At 40.4% G+C, this 18,696-nt stretch carries 17 protein-coding genes; all 17 read right to left on the bottom strand.

All coding sequences use genetic code 11. The features are described 5' to 3' along the window. Positions 1-39: 39 nt before the first annotated feature. Positions 40-2,391: a hypothetical protein gene (locus HCK02_RS05455; RefSeq protein ID WP_167629092.1), complete on the bottom strand. Its 2,352-nt coding sequence runs from the start codon at positions 2,389-2,391 to the stop codon at positions 40-42. Between the two features lie 371 nt (positions 2,392-2,762). Then, positions 2,763-3,722, bottom strand: a complete 960-nt coding sequence (locus HCK02_RS05460; protein ID WP_115753374.1) for a ribose-phosphate diphosphokinase — start codon at positions 3,720-3,722, stop codon at positions 2,763-2,765. A 73-nt stretch (positions 3,723-3,795) separates the two neighbouring features. Beyond that, entirely contained in the window at positions 3,796-5,175 is a 1,380-nt protein-coding gene (glmU, locus tag HCK02_RS05465) for a bifunctional UDP-N-acetylglucosamine diphosphorylase/glucosamine-1-phosphate N-acetyltransferase GlmU (protein WP_167629093.1), read from the bottom strand. A gap of 354 nt (positions 5,176-5,529) precedes the next feature. Next, positions 5,530-5,835 (bottom strand): septation regulator SpoVG, encoded by a 306-nt coding sequence (gene spoVG, locus HCK02_RS05470; protein ID WP_115753376.1) that lies wholly within the window; start codon positions 5,833-5,835, stop codon positions 5,530-5,532. Positions 5,836-5,962: 127 nt separating this feature from the next. Continuing rightward, positions 5,963-6,271 (bottom strand): septation regulator SpoVG, encoded by a 309-nt coding sequence (spoVG, locus tag HCK02_RS05475; protein ID WP_167629094.1) that lies wholly within the window; start codon positions 6,269-6,271, stop codon positions 5,963-5,965. A 712-nt stretch (positions 6,272-6,983) separates the two neighbouring features. Continuing rightward, positions 6,984-8,084, bottom strand: a complete 1,101-nt coding sequence (locus HCK02_RS05480; protein WP_167629095.1) for an ABC transporter permease — start codon at positions 8,082-8,084, stop codon at positions 6,984-6,986. Beyond that, the gene (locus HCK02_RS05485; protein ID WP_167629096.1) at positions 8,081-8,767 is read right to left on the bottom strand and encodes an ABC transporter ATP-binding protein; all 687 of its coding nucleotides are present in this window, start codon (positions 8,765-8,767) and stop codon (positions 8,081-8,083) included. Before HCK02_RS05485 ends, HCK02_RS05480 begins: the two co-directional genes overlap by 4 nt. Positions 8,768-8,796: 29 nt before the next feature. Further along, on the bottom strand, positions 8,797-9,483 hold the full coding sequence (locus HCK02_RS05490) for an efflux RND transporter periplasmic adaptor subunit (protein WP_167629097.1): 687 nt from the start codon (positions 9,481-9,483) through the stop codon (positions 8,797-8,799). Between the two features lie 122 nt (positions 9,484-9,605). Continuing rightward, positions 9,606-10,427, bottom strand: coding sequence for a pur operon repressor (purR, locus tag HCK02_RS05495; RefSeq protein WP_115753381.1), 822 nt, complete (start codon positions 10,425-10,427; stop codon positions 9,606-9,608). A 180-nt stretch (positions 10,428-10,607) separates the two neighbouring features. Further along, positions 10,608-11,477 (bottom strand): 4-(cytidine 5'-diphospho)-2-C-methyl-D-erythritol kinase, encoded by an 870-nt coding sequence (gene ispE / locus HCK02_RS05500; protein WP_167629098.1) that lies wholly within the window; start codon positions 11,475-11,477, stop codon positions 10,608-10,610. A 134-nt stretch (positions 11,478-11,611) separates the two neighbouring features. After that, a complete protein-coding gene (veg, locus tag HCK02_RS05505) occupies positions 11,612-11,869 on the bottom strand; it encodes a biofilm formation stimulator Veg (RefSeq protein ID WP_115753383.1) in 258 nt (85 codons plus the stop codon). A gap of 109 nt (positions 11,870-11,978) precedes the next feature. After that, positions 11,979-12,863 (bottom strand): 16S rRNA (adenine(1518)-N(6)/adenine(1519)-N(6))-dimethyltransferase RsmA, encoded by an 885-nt coding sequence (gene rsmA, locus HCK02_RS05510; protein WP_167629099.1) that lies wholly within the window; start codon positions 12,861-12,863, stop codon positions 11,979-11,981. Beyond that, a complete protein-coding gene (gene rnmV / locus HCK02_RS05515; RefSeq protein ID WP_167629100.1) occupies positions 12,856-13,431 on the bottom strand; it encodes a ribonuclease M5 in 576 nt (191 codons plus the stop codon). Before rnmV ends, rsmA begins: the two co-directional genes overlap by 8 nt. A gap of 102 nt (positions 13,432-13,533) precedes the next feature. Then, complete coding sequence (locus HCK02_RS05520) at positions 13,534-14,775, bottom strand: resuscitation-promoting factor (RefSeq protein ID WP_167629101.1); 1,242 nt, start codon at positions 14,773-14,775, stop codon at positions 13,534-13,536. 297 nt (positions 14,776-15,072) lie between these two features. Then, positions 15,073-15,837 carry a TatD family hydrolase gene (locus HCK02_RS05525; RefSeq protein WP_167629102.1) on the bottom strand — a complete coding sequence of 255 codons (765 nt, stop codon included), beginning with the start codon at positions 15,835-15,837 and terminating at the stop codon, positions 15,073-15,075. A 119-nt stretch (positions 15,838-15,956) separates the two neighbouring features. Then, positions 15,957-17,948: a methionine--tRNA ligase gene (metG, locus tag HCK02_RS05530; RefSeq protein ID WP_167629103.1), complete on the bottom strand. Its 1,992-nt coding sequence runs from the start codon at positions 17,946-17,948 to the stop codon at positions 15,957-15,959. A gap of 121 nt (positions 17,949-18,069) precedes the next feature. Further along, a complete protein-coding gene (locus HCK02_RS05535) occupies positions 18,070-18,543 on the bottom strand; it encodes an SMI1/KNR4 family protein (protein ID WP_167629104.1) in 474 nt (157 codons plus the stop codon). Positions 18,544-18,696: the final 153 nt, after the last annotated feature.

Consider the following 18,696-nt stretch of genomic DNA (forward strand, 5'->3'; position numbering starts at 1 on the left):
TTGAAAATAAATTTCACTTTCTTCGCATCTACTTAACAGTTATATTGGCACATCACGTAAAGTCCAAGTCACTTCACCTTGATAGTCCCCACGAAGAGCTTCTCCCGGATTAATTTCTAAAATCAACCCTTTTGTTTCACCCCATGTTTTAGAAACATTTAACGGTTGCTTACGCCCCGTATAGCCCCCACTTTCCACAATTTGAAGTTTGTTTGTCAATGGCCATTTCCCATCATTTGAAAGATAAAACAATCTTCCCAGCGTCTTTTTATTCCCTTGCCCAGTTAAAGCCTCGTTAGCTGTAACGCCGAGTTCCCACTTTCCTAAATATCGTGTTTCTCGAATCGCTAAATCATTAATCGTTTTCTTGACTGGAACACTTTGAATATCCGAGCGAATTGGAATCATTCCAAAATCTATACTTTGTGGTACATTATCAAATTTTAAATTTCCAGTTTCAACTTCTACAGGAACTGTAACAACTCCTTGCACATGCGTAAGTTCACTCTCTATCAACACATCAACCGACGTATTTCCAAGCTGTTCAAACTTCTTCGATTCTTTAATGCCTACAACTTTTACTTTGTCTTGTGGCAAAATACTTTTTAAATCCGTTACTAGTTCAGCTGGATTTAATTCATCCGAACTCGAATAGAGAGATACCACTTGAGAAATTGGTGAACCCGTTGGTGAAGGCATCTTAACTAAGGTTTCTCCTTGTGTTTTTAAATCTGGTTGATCGCTGTTCGATACTTCAATCGGAATATGGAAAAAACCGTCCGATTGAAACGTATTAATCAAATCTGGGGCTTCAGTATTTAGAGCAAGGCTCCCTGTAATCGAAAGTTGATTGTTTGCAAGCTGTGATAAGGTGGATTTTGAAATCGTCATACTAACTGTATTAGAGCTCGTTTGAAAAGCTTTACTTACCAGTACAGATTTTTTATTCGTATCTTTGACTTGAATAGGGTATAAAGCATTAGTATTAGCTTTAATTAAATCTCCCATCGTAAAATTAACCGAAAGTGAGTTTGGGTAAAAAGACGAATTCTGAGCAAGCAACGTCTGACCAATATTAAATTTCGCTTGAAACGTCTCCTCATTTTTTTCTTCTTCCGTGGTCGGAGCGGAATATGGAAGCGGCAGAATCATGTCATTACTAGAAGATGAAAATAATCGATGATTCTTCAAGAAATCTACCTGATATTTATAAGGAACTACATTCCCCTCATTATCTTTTAAACTAGCGGAAAAATATAAATGTTGAGAGGTGTTATAAAGAATATTATAATTCATATCTGACCACTCTCTTCCAAGCAATTGATAGTTTCCTCCAAAAGCATCCAAATATGATTGACCACTTCCCGACAGCGAAGCATCCCGCACAAAAACATTTGTAATATCAGCTCTTTTTGAAAGCAAAGTAACAACGTTTCGATTTTCTCCATTGTTTAATTTTGGCACCTTGATTTTCAGAGGAAGCAGTGCATTAACTTCTGGATCTCTTATTGCATTTCCACTAGCATCTTCAATCCAGATTTCAATATTAAATTCTAGCGGATCAGCTGGATCTCTGGATCCATCACGCGCACTACTTATAGTCATTGGAAAATTACTGTAGACATCCATAATAGCTCCTGGCGAGAGAACCTTAATAGCTAGAACGCATGGTCGCCCTTGATAATAACCTATGTTATTAACTTTTAAAATATCTCCTTCAGCAAACCTTTTGTTTATAGAAGGAACTGCTATCGCAGACCCATTTAGAGTTATATCTTTTGCAGCAGACTGCGCCCCGTAGTGAATAAGCGGGATAACCGTTTTTGCTTTTTGAACGGGCTTTCCCGATACATATTGTCCTTTTGCATCCATCACAGTCCCATATGGAGATTGAGCAAAAGGAGTAAGTCCATCAAGTATGGAACCAGCCATCCGATTAGAAAGTTGGTTAGACACAGATTTTCTCTGCTCTTTTTGAACCAAAACTGAAACAGCATCAGAAGTATTATGCTTATCATCGAATGCTTGCAAAACTATTGCTCCGAGATTTAAGGCTTTAAACCTTAAAACAACTTCATGTTTTTCGTCATTTTTCCACTCTATCATTAACTGATTATTATCTAAATCCCTTTTTATCACAGCATCCCCTTGTTTTAGTCCCTGAAATTCCAGCCCCTCGCTTATCGGGAGATAAACTTTTTCAGACTCGTTGGTTTTATCTTGTATAGTAACTTCAAACGAAGAATTTAGCGTTGCTTTTTCAACATTTGAAGAAATAAGTAGCGAGTCAAAGGCCTCATTTTCGGCAAAAACCTTGGAAAAATTCAGTATCAATATACCCATTACCAACAAACTTATACAACCGATGAATAGATTTAGCCACTTTTTCATAGCATCCCCCCCCTCTATTTTCACAGTCAACTACTATCACTGTGAAAACTCTCAGATTACTATACTTTCACTATTTTAACTCAAGCAATTTTTAAATTAATGACACTTTGTTTCGTTTTTATCACATTTTTATCATTTAGTGTGAATTAACGTTCACTTTTTGATGAAATTTATATTTAAACCTCTTTATTTTTAAAAAAGTAAACTTATATTCAGTTGCTAACATTGTAGGCTCTCAGTAAAAGACTTCCTCTACAGCTGATTTAATCGCTATAAATTTATAGCAAGACAAAATAAAAGAGCCGCAAACAAAGCAATTAAAACTTTGTTTACAGCTCTTCTCAACAGCCATCTTAAAAGATCGCCTTTATTTATTCAAACAACGAACTCACCGATTCATTTTCATGAACGCGGACGATCGCTTCGCCTAGTAACGGCGCAACCGAAAGTTGTTCCATTTTATCAATCCATTTATCTTCTGGCATTGCAATTGAGTTTGTTACAACCAATTTCTCGATTGGAGAATTACTGATTCGTTCCATCGCCGGACCTGAAAGTACAGGATGCGTACAAGAAGCGAAAACGCGTGTTGCGCCGCTTTCTCGAAGCGCATTGGCCGCAAGTGTAATCGTCCCTGCTGTGTCGATGATGTCATCAATCAAGATACAAACTTTACCTTCTACGTTCCCAACAATGTTCATTACTTCCGCCACATTCGGACGTGGGCGACGTTTATCAATAATCGCAATCGGCGCTTTCAAACGATCTGCCATTTTGCGCGCACGCGTTACGCCACCATGGTCTGGTGAAACAACAACGATATCTTCACTCGATAGTCCAAGATTACTGAAATAATCGCTTAGTAAACGAACAGCATTCAAATGGTCAATCGGAATATCGAAGAACCCTTGGATTTGTGGAGCATGCATATCAAGCGTGATCATTCTTGTCGCGCCAGCTGTTTCAATTAAATTAGCTACGAGTTTAGCTGTAATCGGTTCACGACTTCTTGCTTTACGATCTTGACGTGCGTAACCATAATAAGGCATGACAATATTGATCGTTGCTGCCGAAGCTCGTTTTAATGCGTCGATCATGATGAGTAGCTCCATCAGATTTTGGTTGACAGGATAACTCGTTGATTGAACTACATAAACGTGACAGCCACGGATACTTTCCTCGATATTGATTTGAATTTCACCATCGCTGAAATGCGTAACACTTGATTTCCCTAGTTCGATCCCAACTTCTTTCGCAATTTCTTCCGCTAACGCACGATTCGAGTTTAGTGCAAAAATTTTCAACTTTGGATCAAAATAATCGTTTGACATAATCAGCCTCCACTAATTTATAAAATGATAAATGAATTTATTCTCTCGGCTAGAAACCGGGATTCCCTTTTCCTTACTTATCGTACTTTGCGCGAATTTTTTTCACATAGCCTGCTTTATTTACTTGACGCGCTCTTCCTATCGCAAGTGCGTCTTCTGGTACGTCTTCTGTAATCGTAGAACCTGCCGCGATATACGTATTGTCAGCTATCTCAACTGGCGCAACGAGGTTCGAATTGCATCCCACAAATACATTGTCGCCAATTTTTGTCTTAAACTTGCTAAAACCATCATAGTTCACCGAGATCGTTCCACAGCCAACATTGACATTCTTGCCAACTTCAGCGTCGCCCATGTAAATGAAGTGAGGTAATTTCGTACCTTCCCCGATTACTGCTTTTTTCGTCTCTACATAGTTCCCAATTTTCACGCCCGCTTTAATTTCCGAACCGGGACGAAGATGCGCAAATGGCCCGATTACAACATCGTCTTCCACTTTACTATCTTCAATTTCAGAATTACGCACGTGCACACGGTCGCCAATTTCGGCGCCATCAAAAACAGAGCCATTCGAAATCACACAGTCACATCCAATTTTCGTCTTCCCACGTAGCGTGACATTAGCTTCAACCACCGTATCCTGCCCAATTTCAACGTCTACATCAATATATGTGCTTGCTGGATCAACGAGCGTTACACCGTTTCTCATGTGCCGTTCATTGATTCTGTGACGCATCAAGCGCGCAGCTTCAGCAAGCGCCACACGATCATTCACACCAAGCGATTCTTCAAAATTCGCCATCCGATAAGCGGCTACAACTTCATCTTCATCCTTTAGAATCTTAATAACATCCGGCAAGTAATACTCACCTTGTGCATTATCATTCGACACCTTCAAGAGCGCATTAAATAACGTGCGGTTATCAAAGCAATAAGTTCCTGTATTGATTTCCTGCACACGTTGCTCTTTTTCCGTTGCATCTTTTTGCTCAACAATTTTTTCAACGATGCCAAGATCATCACGAATAATCCGACCATAACCAGTTGGATTATCAAGCGTCGTTGTTAAAATTGTTGCTTTTGCACGTTTTTCGCTATGATACTTAACAAGCGCACCAATCGTTTCGCTTTCAATTAACGGCGTGTCGCCACAAACCACGATCGTCGTGCCCTCCAAATTTGCAAGAAGCTCCTCAGCTTGCAAAACAGCATGAGCCGTTCCTAGTTGTTCTTCTTGTTTGACGAATTCGCTTTTTCCTTCTAGATGCGTACGAACGTCTTCTGCACCATGGCCTACAATTGTTACGATTTTATCTACATTTAAACGACTAATTTGATCCACTACATGTTCAACCATCGGCTTACCACATACTGGGTGCAAAACTTTATAAAGTTTCGATTTCATTCGTGTTCCTTGACCTGCCGCCAAAACAACAGCATACTGTTTTGTCATCTTTCAGAACCCCCAATTATTACTAATATACCACTATGAATCATACCGTAAAATCACGTTTTTTTCAAGAAACCCCAAGACGGCTCTTGTTCACGCAAAAAAGCCTTCCTATTCACGGAAAGCACAGTCAATTTGATTTTGTTCTTGTTCGCTGCTTTATAAAAATTGAAATTTTGCGTTCACTTTCCCAAAGAAGTATTTTATCCTTCAATTTCTTTTTCTGGAGCATTTGCAACATCAGAACCTCACTTCAATAATTTCCTCCATTATAACATAGCCATCCAGCTAAAAAAAGAGCGAAACGAAAAAGGACTATCGTCAAAAAGGCGATAGTCCTAGTATTTAATCATCATTTTATTCAGCAGATTCTGGATCAGATTCCTCTGATGCCGCATTTGCTTCTTCTTCACCAACACGTTCGTATTCCGCAAGAACTACATCTTGAATTTTACCACGTGTATCTGAATTAATTGGATGTGCAATATCACGGAATTCCCCATCAACACCGCGTTTGCTTGGCATTGCTACAAAAAGGCCATTGTTTCCATCGATAACACGAATATCGTGTACGACAAATTCCTCATCTAATGTGATTGAAGCAATTGCTCTCATTCTTCCGTCAGTTTCCACTCGACGAAGTCTAACATCTGTTACTTGCATTCTCTCGTCACTCCTTATCCCTAATGTCCTTAACCAAAGACGCGGTTTGCAATTTTTCTTTTGGCAACAGAATTTATCTCTCTCTGCTCCTCATCTCGCCGCATTTTCTTTAAGTAAAGGGGTTCTTTTATTCTGCCGCAGCTTCTTCTTCGCTTTCAGAACCTCCATCAACTGCAACTGGTTCCTCTGCTACGTCATAAGCAGCAATAACTGCTTCCTGAATTTTCGCACGTGTATCCGAGTTAATTGGATGCGCAATGTCGCGGAATTCTCCATCAGGAGTCCGCTTGCTTGGCATCGCTACAAAAAGCCCATCATTTCCATCGATGACACGAATATCATGTACAACGAATTCTCCGTCAATTGTGATTGAAGAAATAGCTTTCATTCTTCCATCTGTCAATACTTTACGTAATCTCACATCTGTAATTTCCATTTTCTTCACCACCTTAAGTCTAGTTGCTCAGCTTTTCAACCTAGCTGCTTGTGCAACAAAATTAGTCTTGATTTACAGAAAACAGAGATTCATACTTTCTCACCAGGCACCTCGTTTTCTATATTCATATGATAATAAAAAAAGATGAATTTGACAACTTTGTGAACTCTAAGTTTTTTCAAGGCTTTCATGTGATAAAACTATTGACAAATAGTAATTGTTTTTTAATTGTTTTTAATTGTTCAACTAAACATCTGCTTTCTCTTTGTACCTTTTAAGCCAGTTATTTCAATAGCTGGGCTCACATAAGTCTTCATTCTCACCTTCAACCTTCAAAAGACAAATCACATACAAACTGTGCACAATAAAAAATTATTTTTTTGCAGCGTTGAAAAGAAGAATTTTACAAAATAGCATGCAAAATTTTTGCATATTTTTTCACAATCATCCGACTCCAAAACTCCAAAAGATTGATTTTAAGCCAATTATAGCCAATTCACACTTTGAAGGTAAGAATTAGAATGTGGAATTTGAGTTTTTATGTAACAAAATTGTTAAAATTGAATGACAAGACACTTGTATATAATATATATTACGTTTTTTAGAAAAAATCGCGTTTTATATGCTTGTATCGACTCTTTTTATTCGGCATTCACATAATAACATGCTTTAAATAAAGTTCTCACTTTATTTAAAGCATGTTTATTAAAACTTATTCTGATCGAAGCGCATCAATTGGACGAAGTTTAGATGCCTTATTCGCAGGTGCAATTCCAAAGATGATGCCGATGATCCCTCCGACAACACTGATAACAACCGATTCGATTAAAAATTGTGTGAGGATATCGCGTTTTTTCGCACCAAGCGCTTTGCGGATACCAATTTCACGGGTTCGCTCACTCACAGAGACGAGCATGATGTTCATGATGCCGATTCCGCCGACAATAAGGGAAATGGCCGCGATTGCTCCTAAAGCGGTTGTAAGGGTGCCACTGATCGTATTAAAGGCGCTTAGGATTTCTTGTTGATTGATGACTTGATACGGCTGTTCAATCCCAGTATCGGATGCTGACTTGGATTTGTCGTCAGTATCTTGATTGAATTTAATGGATAAGCGCGATTCTAAGGTGCTCACCACAAAATCAATATCTTCGGCTGTCTTAGCCTCTACGTAGATGGTGCGGACATTTGTATCCTTAAGCAAGCGCTGCGCTGCCATGATCGGGATGAAGACTTGATCGTCGCTTGAGCCCATCATGGATGCGCCTTTTTCTTTAAGAACTCCGACCACTTTATATGGGAGTCCGTTTAGGCGGATCGTTTTCCCAACCGGGTTAGCAAAACCAAAAAGGTCTTTAGCAACCGTCGGGCCAATCACCGCCACTTTTTGACCGTATTCAATATCAATCGGTAAAAGGAAGCGCCCGTTTTCTAGCTCAAGGCTTCTTGCTCCTTTGTACTGGTCATTTGTTCCGATGACTTTTAAGTTTTTCGACTGGTAATCATTGGTCGCTGTTGCTTGGCCTGAAAGTTCGGGTGACACGCTTTTCACACCGTCAATCGACTGATATTTCATCGCTTCGTCATAGCTGAATTTATCGTTTGGGTTGGTTGAATTATTCATAACGGTCACAAGATTGGAACCTAAACTTCCCATTTGTTCGTTCACTTTTTGAGTTACACCGTTCCCTAAAGAAACAAGTAGGATGACGGAAGCTACTCCGATGATGATTCCAAGCATGGTCAAGAAAGAACGCAATTTGCTTGAGCGAAGTTGTTTAAATGCCATTTTCATGCTTTGAAGTGCACTCAATTTGCCACCTCCTCATGATAAAGCCGTCCGTCTTGGATGCGGATGCTACGCGTGCCATATTTCGCTAACTCAAGATCATGCGTGATCATCACGATGGTATTTCCGGCTTTGTTTAAGTCTTTCAGGATGCTCATCACTTCCTTGCCGGTTTTGGAGTCAAGCGCGCCAGTTGGTTCATCGGCTAATAAAATGGACGGGTTCGCGGATAGCGCGCGGGCGATCGCCACACGTTGCTGCTGCCCTCCTGATAATTGTGTAGGCAAATTATTTTTCTTATCTGAAAGGCCGACCTTTCTAAGGGAGTCAAGCACGATTTTTTCTCGCTTCGATAAGCTGTAACCTCCATAAATGAGCGGCAATTCTACATTTTCAAGTGCCGATAGTTTCGTAAGCAAGTTAAATTGCTGGAAAATAAAGCCGATTTTTTTATTACGGATCTCGGAAAGTTTATTATCATTTAGTTTGTAAACGTCCACGCCATCGAGATGATAACTGCCTTCATCTGGAACGTCTAGGCAGCCGATCATGTTCATCAAAGTAGATTTTCCCGATCCGGACGGTCCGACAATGGAGAGAAAATCACCTTCATTTACCGAAAGGGAAACATCATCAAGCGCTTTAAAGGTTTCATCACCTAAAGTATAGGTTTTCGTGATATTTTTCATTTCAATCAGCGGATTCATACGTGATCCCTCCTTCCTTTTTTCAGTTATTAAAATCCAGATGCTTGTGTGTTTGACTTGTTGGAAGGTAGGATAACTTTATCCCCTTTAGAAAGACCTTTTGTGATTTCAATATTATCTTCGTTATGCAAGCCAGTTTCAACGGTTTTCTTTTCTTTTTTCACTTTTCCGTTTTTATCTTTTTTCGGCAGCATCACATAATAACGGTTATCGTCATCTTTTTGAACGGCTTCAATTGGCAAGTAAATCGCATTCGCTTTTTCCTGCACGAGAATTGATGCATCTGCTGTCATCCCTGCTTTCAGTCCGTCTGTTTGGTCCAGTGAAATAACCACTGGGAACGAAGACACGCCATTTTGTACTTGGCCTTGCTCTGCAATTTGTTTCACTTTCCCTTTGAACGTTTTGTCAGGAAGCGCCGTCACATTAACGGTTACTTCTTGGTCCACTTTAACATTCGGGATATCAAGTTCATCCATTTGCACTTGAAGTTCTAGATCATCATAATTAGGAACTGCTTTATTCGCCGCTGCGATAACACCTGTTGCAGTTGCATCAATTTTCATTTCGCCTTGTTTCACTTTTGTTTCGACTCCATCACTTTTTGAACTATTTGTTGCAGCATCTTTATTATCCTTATTTAAAAAGGTAATGATGACTCCTGCAACAACAACGATGACCACGATCGCGATCAACCATTTGACCCATTTTTTCATACTATTTCCTCCTAATCCAATCTAGAATTACATAACCCATATTTTACCACAATTAGAAAGATTTGAACGTGCGGCGCTAGACTGAATTTCATAAAAAAAGAAAGCTGCCGTGGCAGCTTTCTTTATTCGGCTGAAAAGTAGTTGCCTTCAACCACTTCAATTTGTCGTTCTTTCACATTTACATTTTTGATTTTAACGAGCGAAACGTAGTCATCAACAAGGCGTTCTTCCGCATATTCCGACTCGACTAAGACACCAATTCCGACAAGCGTCGCTTTAAATTCATCCAAAAGATTTTTCATTCCATTAATTGTCCCGCCCGCTTTCATGAAATCATCCACGATCACGACGCGTGAACCTTCCGGCAAGCTTCGTTTCGAAAGCTCCATTTTTTCAATCCGCTTGCTAGAACCGGAAACGTAATTAATGCTTACTGTCGAACCTTCTGTTACTTTGCTATCACGTCTCACGATCACAAACGGCACACTCAAATGTTCTGCCACTGCTTGCGCGATCGGAATTCCTTTTGTGGCAACGGTCATAATCGCATCAATTGGTTTATCATTAAATTTCGTCGCTAAAATTTTGCCGATCGCTTTCAGTGTAACCGGCTCGCCAAGCAAATCAGATAAGTATAAATAGCCGCCAGGAAGCAAACGATCCGGCTCTGCAATTCGGTTGCAAAGCGTCTGGATAAAATCAAGCACATCTGCATTATCAGCTTTTGAAATATAACGCACGCCGCCAGCTGCTCCTGGAACCGTTTCAAGCGTGCCAATGCCACGATCTTCGAATGTTTTCTTGATAATGACTAAATCCTCACTAATGGATGATTTAGCGGAACCGTATCGTCCTGCAAACATCGTAAGCGGAATTAGTTTTCGTGGATGTGCCAGCAAAAACTGCGTCATATCAATTAACCGTTCACTGCGCCGAACTTTCATTGTCTCTCTCCCTCTTCAAAATCCGCATAATTTTTAAAAAATTATATGTTTTGTCCGTATTTTCTTCATTATAAAACGACTTTGTAGAATTGACAACTACCAAGAAGTATTTTCAAGGATTTTCATACTTTTTTTATTGATTTATTACATAAAAAAAGCGCCACACCAAATGGCATCGCGCTATTTGTTTATCCCTTCACCGTTCCAAGGTCTCACCATATAAACTTCTGAGCAAAAGCCACGTAAGCCATTATATACTCGCTTAGCACGTGAATATTGCTTCACGATGGCAAACACTGTTGGTCCGCTTCCGCTCATCATCGCTGCATCTGCACCAAATTCAAGCATTTTTCGCTTCAGCTGTTTGACTTTTGGATTCTTTTCAAGCGTGACACTTTCAAGTACATTTCCCATTGAATCACAGATTGCATCTAAATCCCCCGATTCAATGCCTGCAAGCATTCGTTTAGTATCTGGATGCTCGACTTCGTCCAATTTAAGTTCTTTATAAACAGACGGTGTTGAGATGCTGATGCTTGGCTTGGCTAGGATGATCCAGCAGCTAGGCATCATCGGTAGCTTCTGAATGACTTCGCCACGACCAGTCGCAAACGCGGTGCCCCCGTAAAGACAGAAAGCAATATCCGAGCCGATTCTTGCGCTAAGTTCTGCCAGTTCTTCAAGTGAAAGTCCAAGCTTCCAAAGTTCATTCAATCCTTTAAGCGCTGCCGCGGCATCCGTACTTCCTCCGGCCAGTCCTGCCGAAACCGGAATTTGCTTATCAAGCGTTATTCGCGCGCCCAGCTTCACGTTATATTTTTCTTTTAAAAGAAGAGCTGCCTGATAAACAAGATTGCGATGGTCATTTGGGATAAAATGAGCCCGCACGTCAAGAATGATTTCATCGCTCGAAATGAGTTCAAGCTCCAAGCGGTCGGCAAGGTCAATTGTCGTCATTACCATTCCCACTTCATGATAGCCATCTTCACGCTTATATAGAGCGTCCAAAGATAAATTAATTTTAGCCGGCGCCTTTAAATCTATTTTCATTCTATCTGCCTCCGTCAGTCCTCTAAAATCTCTTTGTATATTCTATCATAAGCCGAAAGAAATATGTAGCTTGATTTGATTTTCTTCCACAAAAAAAGCTGACCCTTTTCTGAAAGGATCAGCTCACTTATTTCTTATAAAGCTAGTTCTTTTTTATCATCAGTAAATACCAGTTCCACAGCATCAGTTAGAATATCCGTATAACTATAAGATACTCTCTCAAAATTGTTTTCATCTTGATCAAGTTCAACGATGAATACGGATGGATAAGTTTCCGCTAAAACGCCGCAGCGTTCAATCGTTTTTTTGCGTCCACCGTGTGCTTTCAAAGTTAGTGCTTTTCCTAGTCTAGCATCTAGACCTTGCTTAATACTTGCAATGGTTTTTGGCATTATCTCCACCTCACTGTTTACTAGTATAACATAAACAGCAGTGAAAATCAATAAGATAATATTTTATCAGGGATAGCAAGCCATGTCAACAAAGAAATCCCATTTTTAGCTAATTTTTTAGAATTTCCGCCAATTCGGCAGCAACTGCAGCAAATTCTGGAATCGAAAGGGTTTCACCGCGCCGTTTTAAATCAATCCCAATTTCCGCAAACCGGTCTTCCGTTTCTTGCCGCTTCGCTTTTAATTCGGGATATTTTTGCGCTAAATTATTCCACAGCGTCTTCCTCCGGTTCACAAACGACGCCCGCACCACCTCGAAAAAGAAAGTTTCATCTTCCACATGAACAAGCGGCTCTTCTCTACGCACAAGGTGAATGATGGCAGAATCCACATTCGGCTTTGGCATAAAGACGTTTTTCGGAACAATAAAAGCAAGACTCGCTTCCATATAATATTGAATCGCAATCGTCAAGCTGCCATAACTCTTTGTCCCCGGAACCGCGCTAATTCTCTCTGCCACTTCTTTTTGAAGCATAAACGTCATCGAGTTAACAGGGATTTCCGAATGAAGTAAATTTAAAATAATAGGCGTTGTAACGTAATAAGGCAAATTAGCCACGATTTTAAGCGGAGCTTCTGGATCAGCAAATTGTTGCGCAATCACTTCTTCCACATTCGTTTTTAAAATGTCCGCGTGCTCAATATGCACGTTCGAATAAGGCGAAAGGGTGTCTGCAAGAATAGGTAGTAAGCGCTGATCAATTTCAAACGCCACCACTTCTTTCGCTTCCCTCGCCAAATGTTCAGTCAGCGCCCCGATTCCCGGACCAATTTCAATAACATTCGTCTCTTTCGTAAGACCCGCCGTTTCCGTAATTCGCCGCAAAATATTCGGATCGATCAAAAAATTTTGCCCCAAACTCTTCTTAAACAAAAAACCGTATTTCTTTAATATCTCCGCCGTACGTCCGGGCGTTGCAATATCTTTACTCATTTCTCTCCTCCTGAAAAACTACGCCAAGCGCGTCTTCAAATTCCTGAGCCGTAATTTCGAACAAATTTAATCGAGCTTCAAGCTGCTTCCCATTCGCATATCCAATTCTCAGCTCTTCGCCGAGCAATTCACGCCGTCTTTTAGCCCCATCGCCAAATAGCAGCCCCGCCTCAATCAGCCTCTCGCGTGTTACAAGCGGGGTCTCCGCTCTTTTTGCGCGGCTTGTATGGAAACGCTCCAAAGCAGACCGAATCGCCTCAGGAGAAGCATGCTCAACGCCAATCCCTCTGCCGAATTTTGGTAAGGCATCTTTTTTCTTAATGAAGGCATGTTTGCATCCAGGCACTTGCGCTTCAATCGTCTTACGAATTTTCTCTCCCGGAAAGTCAGGGTCCGTCAAAATGATTACGCCGCGTTTTTCATTCGCATGACGAATCTGCTCAATGGTTTCTTCATTGATTGCCGAACCATTCGTTTCAATCGTATCCGCTTCAACAGCTCGCTTGATCGCCGTTGTATCATCTCGCCCCTCAACGACAATCACTTCTTGTATGACCGGTTTTTCCATCTCAAAACGTCCTTTTCTAAAATCAGTAAGCTTATCATATCATAAGCCAAAAGAAAAAGCGAAGCCCGATTAGTCAGCCTCGCTCTTTATCCATGTTTTTAATTAGAGAACCGTAACGGTCACTGTCCGGCGTCCCCAGCTTATGCAAGCTGCGTTACTCGAGAAGTAAACATCCACAATATTCCCTTTAATCGCACCGCCAGTATCCCCAGCGATTGCTTCGCCATATCCAGAAACATAAACACGTGAACCGAGCGGAATAACACTTGGATCTACAGCAACTACTTTTATTCCTGGATTCGCAGACAAGTTAATGCCTGTTGCTGTCACGCCACCACCTGTATAAGCCGTGGACTGCATCGTGAACGTTCTGCCTCCACTTGGCGCGCTACTGCTACTTGATGATGAACTTGCTTGCTCAGGCGCTGCTGCTACAGCTTTCTTGCCCGAATTTTTGTGGCTGACCGTCGCTACTTGAATTTGTTTTGTACCGCGCGCCACCACTTTATTTTTACTATCCGTTAGAAGAGATTCACCTACGCGTTTGCGGGATTTCTCTTTGCCATTTTCAAAAACAATTTCATATTTAACTTTCTTCGTACCGTGCTTTCCATCCGAAAGAAGTTTTGTTTCTCCTTTTTCCAAGCTGGAATCCTCTTTATACACCGTGTCAAAAGCAATCTTTTCATTTTTTTCTTCTGTTTTTTTATCAACATATGTAACGCGAACTGTCATGTTCTCTTTTAAGTCAGCATCTTTTTCAGGTGATACGCGATCATCTTTTCCTAGCTTGATATTTTTTTCATCAAGTAGATCTTGAACACTGCTTTTTGTCGACCAGACGTTTTCTTTTTTCTCCCCATTTTGAAGCGATAGTGCAATCGCCCGGTTAATGTTCACGTTCATGCCATCTTTAACTTTTGCATCAAGCGCAACGTTGACAGCATCTTGTGGACGCATTGTAATGTTTTCGTCCTTTAAAACGTCACCAACCGTTTTTTTCGTACTCCACACTTTTTCTTTGTTGCCGTTATCTATGATAGTCAGCTGGTTTGCTTTCGTGTAATCGATTTTCATGCCATCTTTGATTTTCGTGTTTTTCGCAGGAGATACTGTGTCATGTGCGGAAAGTTTAATTCCCGATTCATCTAGCGCTTCTCCCACTGTTTTAGCGTGTGTTTTTGCTTCGATTTTTTCACCAGCGTTATTAATAATGATATCGTTTTTAGTTCCTTCGAAAACGAAATAAAAAACCAATGATACTACAATAACGAATCCTGCAATCATAAGTGGTAACTTCCATTTTGATGATCGGACAGAGTTACTGCTGTTTTCCATGGTCATATATTTCTCCCCTTTCTACTCGCTAGTGATTATATACGGGGGACTAAAGAACTGTCAATTTTTGTGAAGTTTTTTGCATATTTATATTAATAACGCTGAAAAACCCTGCAGCGCCAAACATATAAAAGGTATTTTTTCTAACATTTTTTAAATGTAACAGAAATATTTCAAACAACTACGACTCGAGACTTAGGCATAAAATCGTGTGGTTTAGACAAAACTCTGCTTTTTGTATCCAAAAAACTTAAGAATAGGTTACAGAGTGCTCCTTTTATTACAGTTACATGACAATGCAAATCATAAGTGAAACAGTTTATTTGCGTTATTCATTGATAGGCGGGCGATTTCCTCATATTCAATCTCTTTTAATTCCGCTATTTTTTCGGCAACCAACTTGACATAAGCTGGTTCATTTCGTTTCCCACGATTAGGATGCGGCGCAAGATATGGGGCATCTGTTTCAATCAAAAACTTATCGAGTGGTACTTTTTCAGCAGCTATTTTAGGTAATTTAGCATTTTTAAATGTAACTGTTCCGCCGAATGAAATATAAAAATTGAGTGCCAAACATTCTTCCATCACTTCGACCGTTTCACCAAAGCAGTGCATGATGCCCCCCACTTCTTCGGCGTGTTCTTCGCGCAAAATGCGTACCACGTCTTCTGTTGCTTCACGATTATGGATGACAATAGGTAAATCAACTTCTTTTGCTAGGCGAATTTGCTTACGGAACACCTCGAATTGCACTTCTTTAGGCGATGTATCCCAGTGATAATCTAAGCCCATTTCCCCAAGCGCAACCATTTTGGGGTGCTTTGTAAGTTCACGAAGCCAGTCGAGATCTTGATCTGTAAAATCGATTGCGTCTGTTGGATGCCAGCCGAGAATCAAATAAATAAAATCGTATTTTTCAGCTAGCTCAAGCGCGCGTTCAATTGTATCTTTATTAAAACCCACAACCGCCATTTTAGAAACATCATTTTCTTTGGCACGAAGAATAACATCTTCCAAATCGTCACGGAAAGCTTCATCATTTAAGTGGACATGCGTATCAAAAAGCATTTTCTTCCCTCCAAAATTTCATTTCCCTCTATTATACTATTTAAAATCTACTTCGAAAACTTTTCGCTTTCATGAAAAAATCCTCATTGCGCGAAAGCGCGCAATGAGGATCGCTCAACTTATTTAACTTTTGCTCCATTTGGAAGGGAGCTACCTGCTTCAATGACTTGTAATTTGCCGTTTGACTCGCCAGAAAGGATCATTCCTTCGCTCATCAAGCCACGCAATTTAACGGGCTTCAAATTGGCTACTACAATCACTTTTTTGCCGAGTAAATCTTCTGGCGCGTAGAATTCAGCAATGCCAGACAAAACTTGGCGCAGTTTGCCTTCACCGAGATCAAGTTGGAAGCAAAGCAATTTGTCAGCCTTCTTCACTTTCTCTACTTGTTTGACTTCCGCTACCCGAAGATCGAGTTTATCGAAGTCTTCAATGTCGATTTGCGGCGTTTCAAAAGCTTGCGCCTCTACTTGTTCGGCTTCCTCAGCTTGCACAGGTTTTTGCGACTTCATCTGCTCTTGAATGTAAGCCACTTCTTCTTTGGCATCAAGCCGTGGGAAAATTGGCGTTCCTTTCACCACAACTTTTGTGCCAGCTGGGATTTTGCCAAAGCCCACCAAGCTATCAAAATTCTGTTCGAAAGAGAGATTTAATTGGCTAAGGATTTCTTGCGGAGCTTTCGTCAAGAACGGTTTTAAAAGAACGGCAGTAATGCGCAAAGATTCCGCTAAATGCGTCATGACGCTTGCAAGTTCAGCTTGTTTTTCTTCTTTTGCAAGAACCCACGGTGTTGTTTCATCAATATATTTGTTTGTACGGGAAATGAAGGACCAAATTTTGGCAAGGACAACGGAGAATTGCATATTTTCCATTCCTGCCTCATATTCCTTCAAAACTTCGTCTTTGAAAATTTCAAGCGCTTCATCAAAATCAGTCACATGACCTTTATAAGTTGGGATTTCCCCATCAAAATACTTGTTGATCATCGCAATAGTCCGATTTAACAAGTTGCCAAGGTCATTTGCGAGGTCATAGTTAATCCGGTCGATGAAGTCTTCTGGCGTGAATAAACCATCAGAGCCGAATGGGACTTCGCGAAGCAAATAATAGCGAACCGCATCGAGACCATAGCGATCAATAAGCATGTAAGGATCCACTACATTGCCTTTTGATTTCGACATTTTGCCATCTTTCATGAGAATCCAGCCGTGTCCGAAAATCTTTTTCGGAAGCGGCAAATCAAGTGCCATCAAAATAATCGGCCAGTAAATGGTATGGAAGCGGACAATTTCCTTTCCAACGATTTGCACATCTGCCGGCCAGTATTTTTGGAACAGTGAATCATCATCTGAATCGTAACCGAGTGCTGTAATATAATTGGAAAGGGCATCAATCCAGACGTAAACGACGTGTTTCGGATTGCCAGGAACCTTGATACCCCAATCAAATGTGGTACGCGAAACGGCAAGGTCTTCAAGTCCTGGTTCGATGAAGTTTTTCAGCATTTCATTTTTGCGAGATTCTGGCAGGATGAAATCAGGATGCGAATTGTAATAGTCAACGAGGCGATCTGCGTATTTGCTCATTCGGAAGAAGTAAGATTCTTCTTTCACTAGCTCCACTTCGTTGCCACTTGGCGCTTTTCCGCCGACAACTTTTCCATTCTCATCGCGATACACTTCAGCAAGCTGCGTTTCAGTGAAATATTCTTCATCAGAAACAGAATACCAGCCTTCATACTCACCCAGATAGATATCGCCTTGGTCAACGAGGCGTTTAAAGATTTTCTCGACGCCGCGTTTGTGACGCGGCTCAGTAGTGCGAATAAAATCCGTATTGCTAATCTCCAGTTTCTCCCAAAGGCCCTTAAAATTTTCGGCGAACTCATCAACGTATTCCTGTTCGGAAATTCCGCGTTCTTTCGCTTTTGTTTGGATTTTTTGACCGTGTTCATCGGTTCCTGTGAGATAAAAAACGTCAAACCCTTTTAAACGTTTATAACGAGCCATTGCGTCTCCAGCAACGGTTGTATAGGCATGTCCGATATGCGCTTTTCCGCTCGGGTAGTAGATGGGTGTAGTAATGTAAAATGTATTTTTCTCTTTTGGCACTCCTGTTCCCTCCTTCAATCAACTTAACAATTACCACCTATTATAGCATTTTTTGGAAGATTACGGGAGAGACTTCAAAAAATTTATCTGGTTCTAAAAAAGTACTTCACCCAGTAAAAATTCACTTCCATTCAAAATATTCCTTATCTGCTTCATCAATTAAAAAGGCAAGTTCCTCTTCGTCACCAAAGTAATTTTTGATTTCATCCCAGAGAAAGCTATAGAAGTTCTTTTTCTCTGGGTAAAATCCCATTCGGTCCCAACAAACAATCTCTGGTTCATTGTCGATCAATATATGATCGTAGTCAAACGCATAGCCATCAGAAGATTCATCAATGAAAAACAAATAGCGCTTTTCTAGATCAGCTCCTAAAAACGGTTCGAGTTCAGCCGCTTTTTCTTTATTTAAATCCACAATTGTATAACCAGAATATTCTATTTTCCCCTCAAATCCGAATCCAAACAAACTACTTTCACCGAAAGTCTCTAGAAACCAACGATAGCTGTTTGGAATCTCTTTCCCAAGCGCCTTCGAATAAGCATCCAACTCTTCCTCGCTCAGTTTGTTCCCGGCTAATTGTTGTTCCTTCATCATACTGATCTAATCTTGTTAAATATTTTTTAATATACATCTTCTTATTCATCTGATCCCTCCTTTTCTAATCATATAATCTGCATGTATCCTAATAAAGTAGACACCTTTTTTGATATACTAGTAAATAAATAGACACAAATGTCGAAAGGACTT

The sequence above is a fragment of the Listeria valentina genome (assembly GCF_011800755.1).
In the GTDB taxonomy this organism is placed as follows: domain Bacteria; phylum Bacillota; class Bacilli; order Lactobacillales; family Listeriaceae; genus Listeria; species Listeria valentina.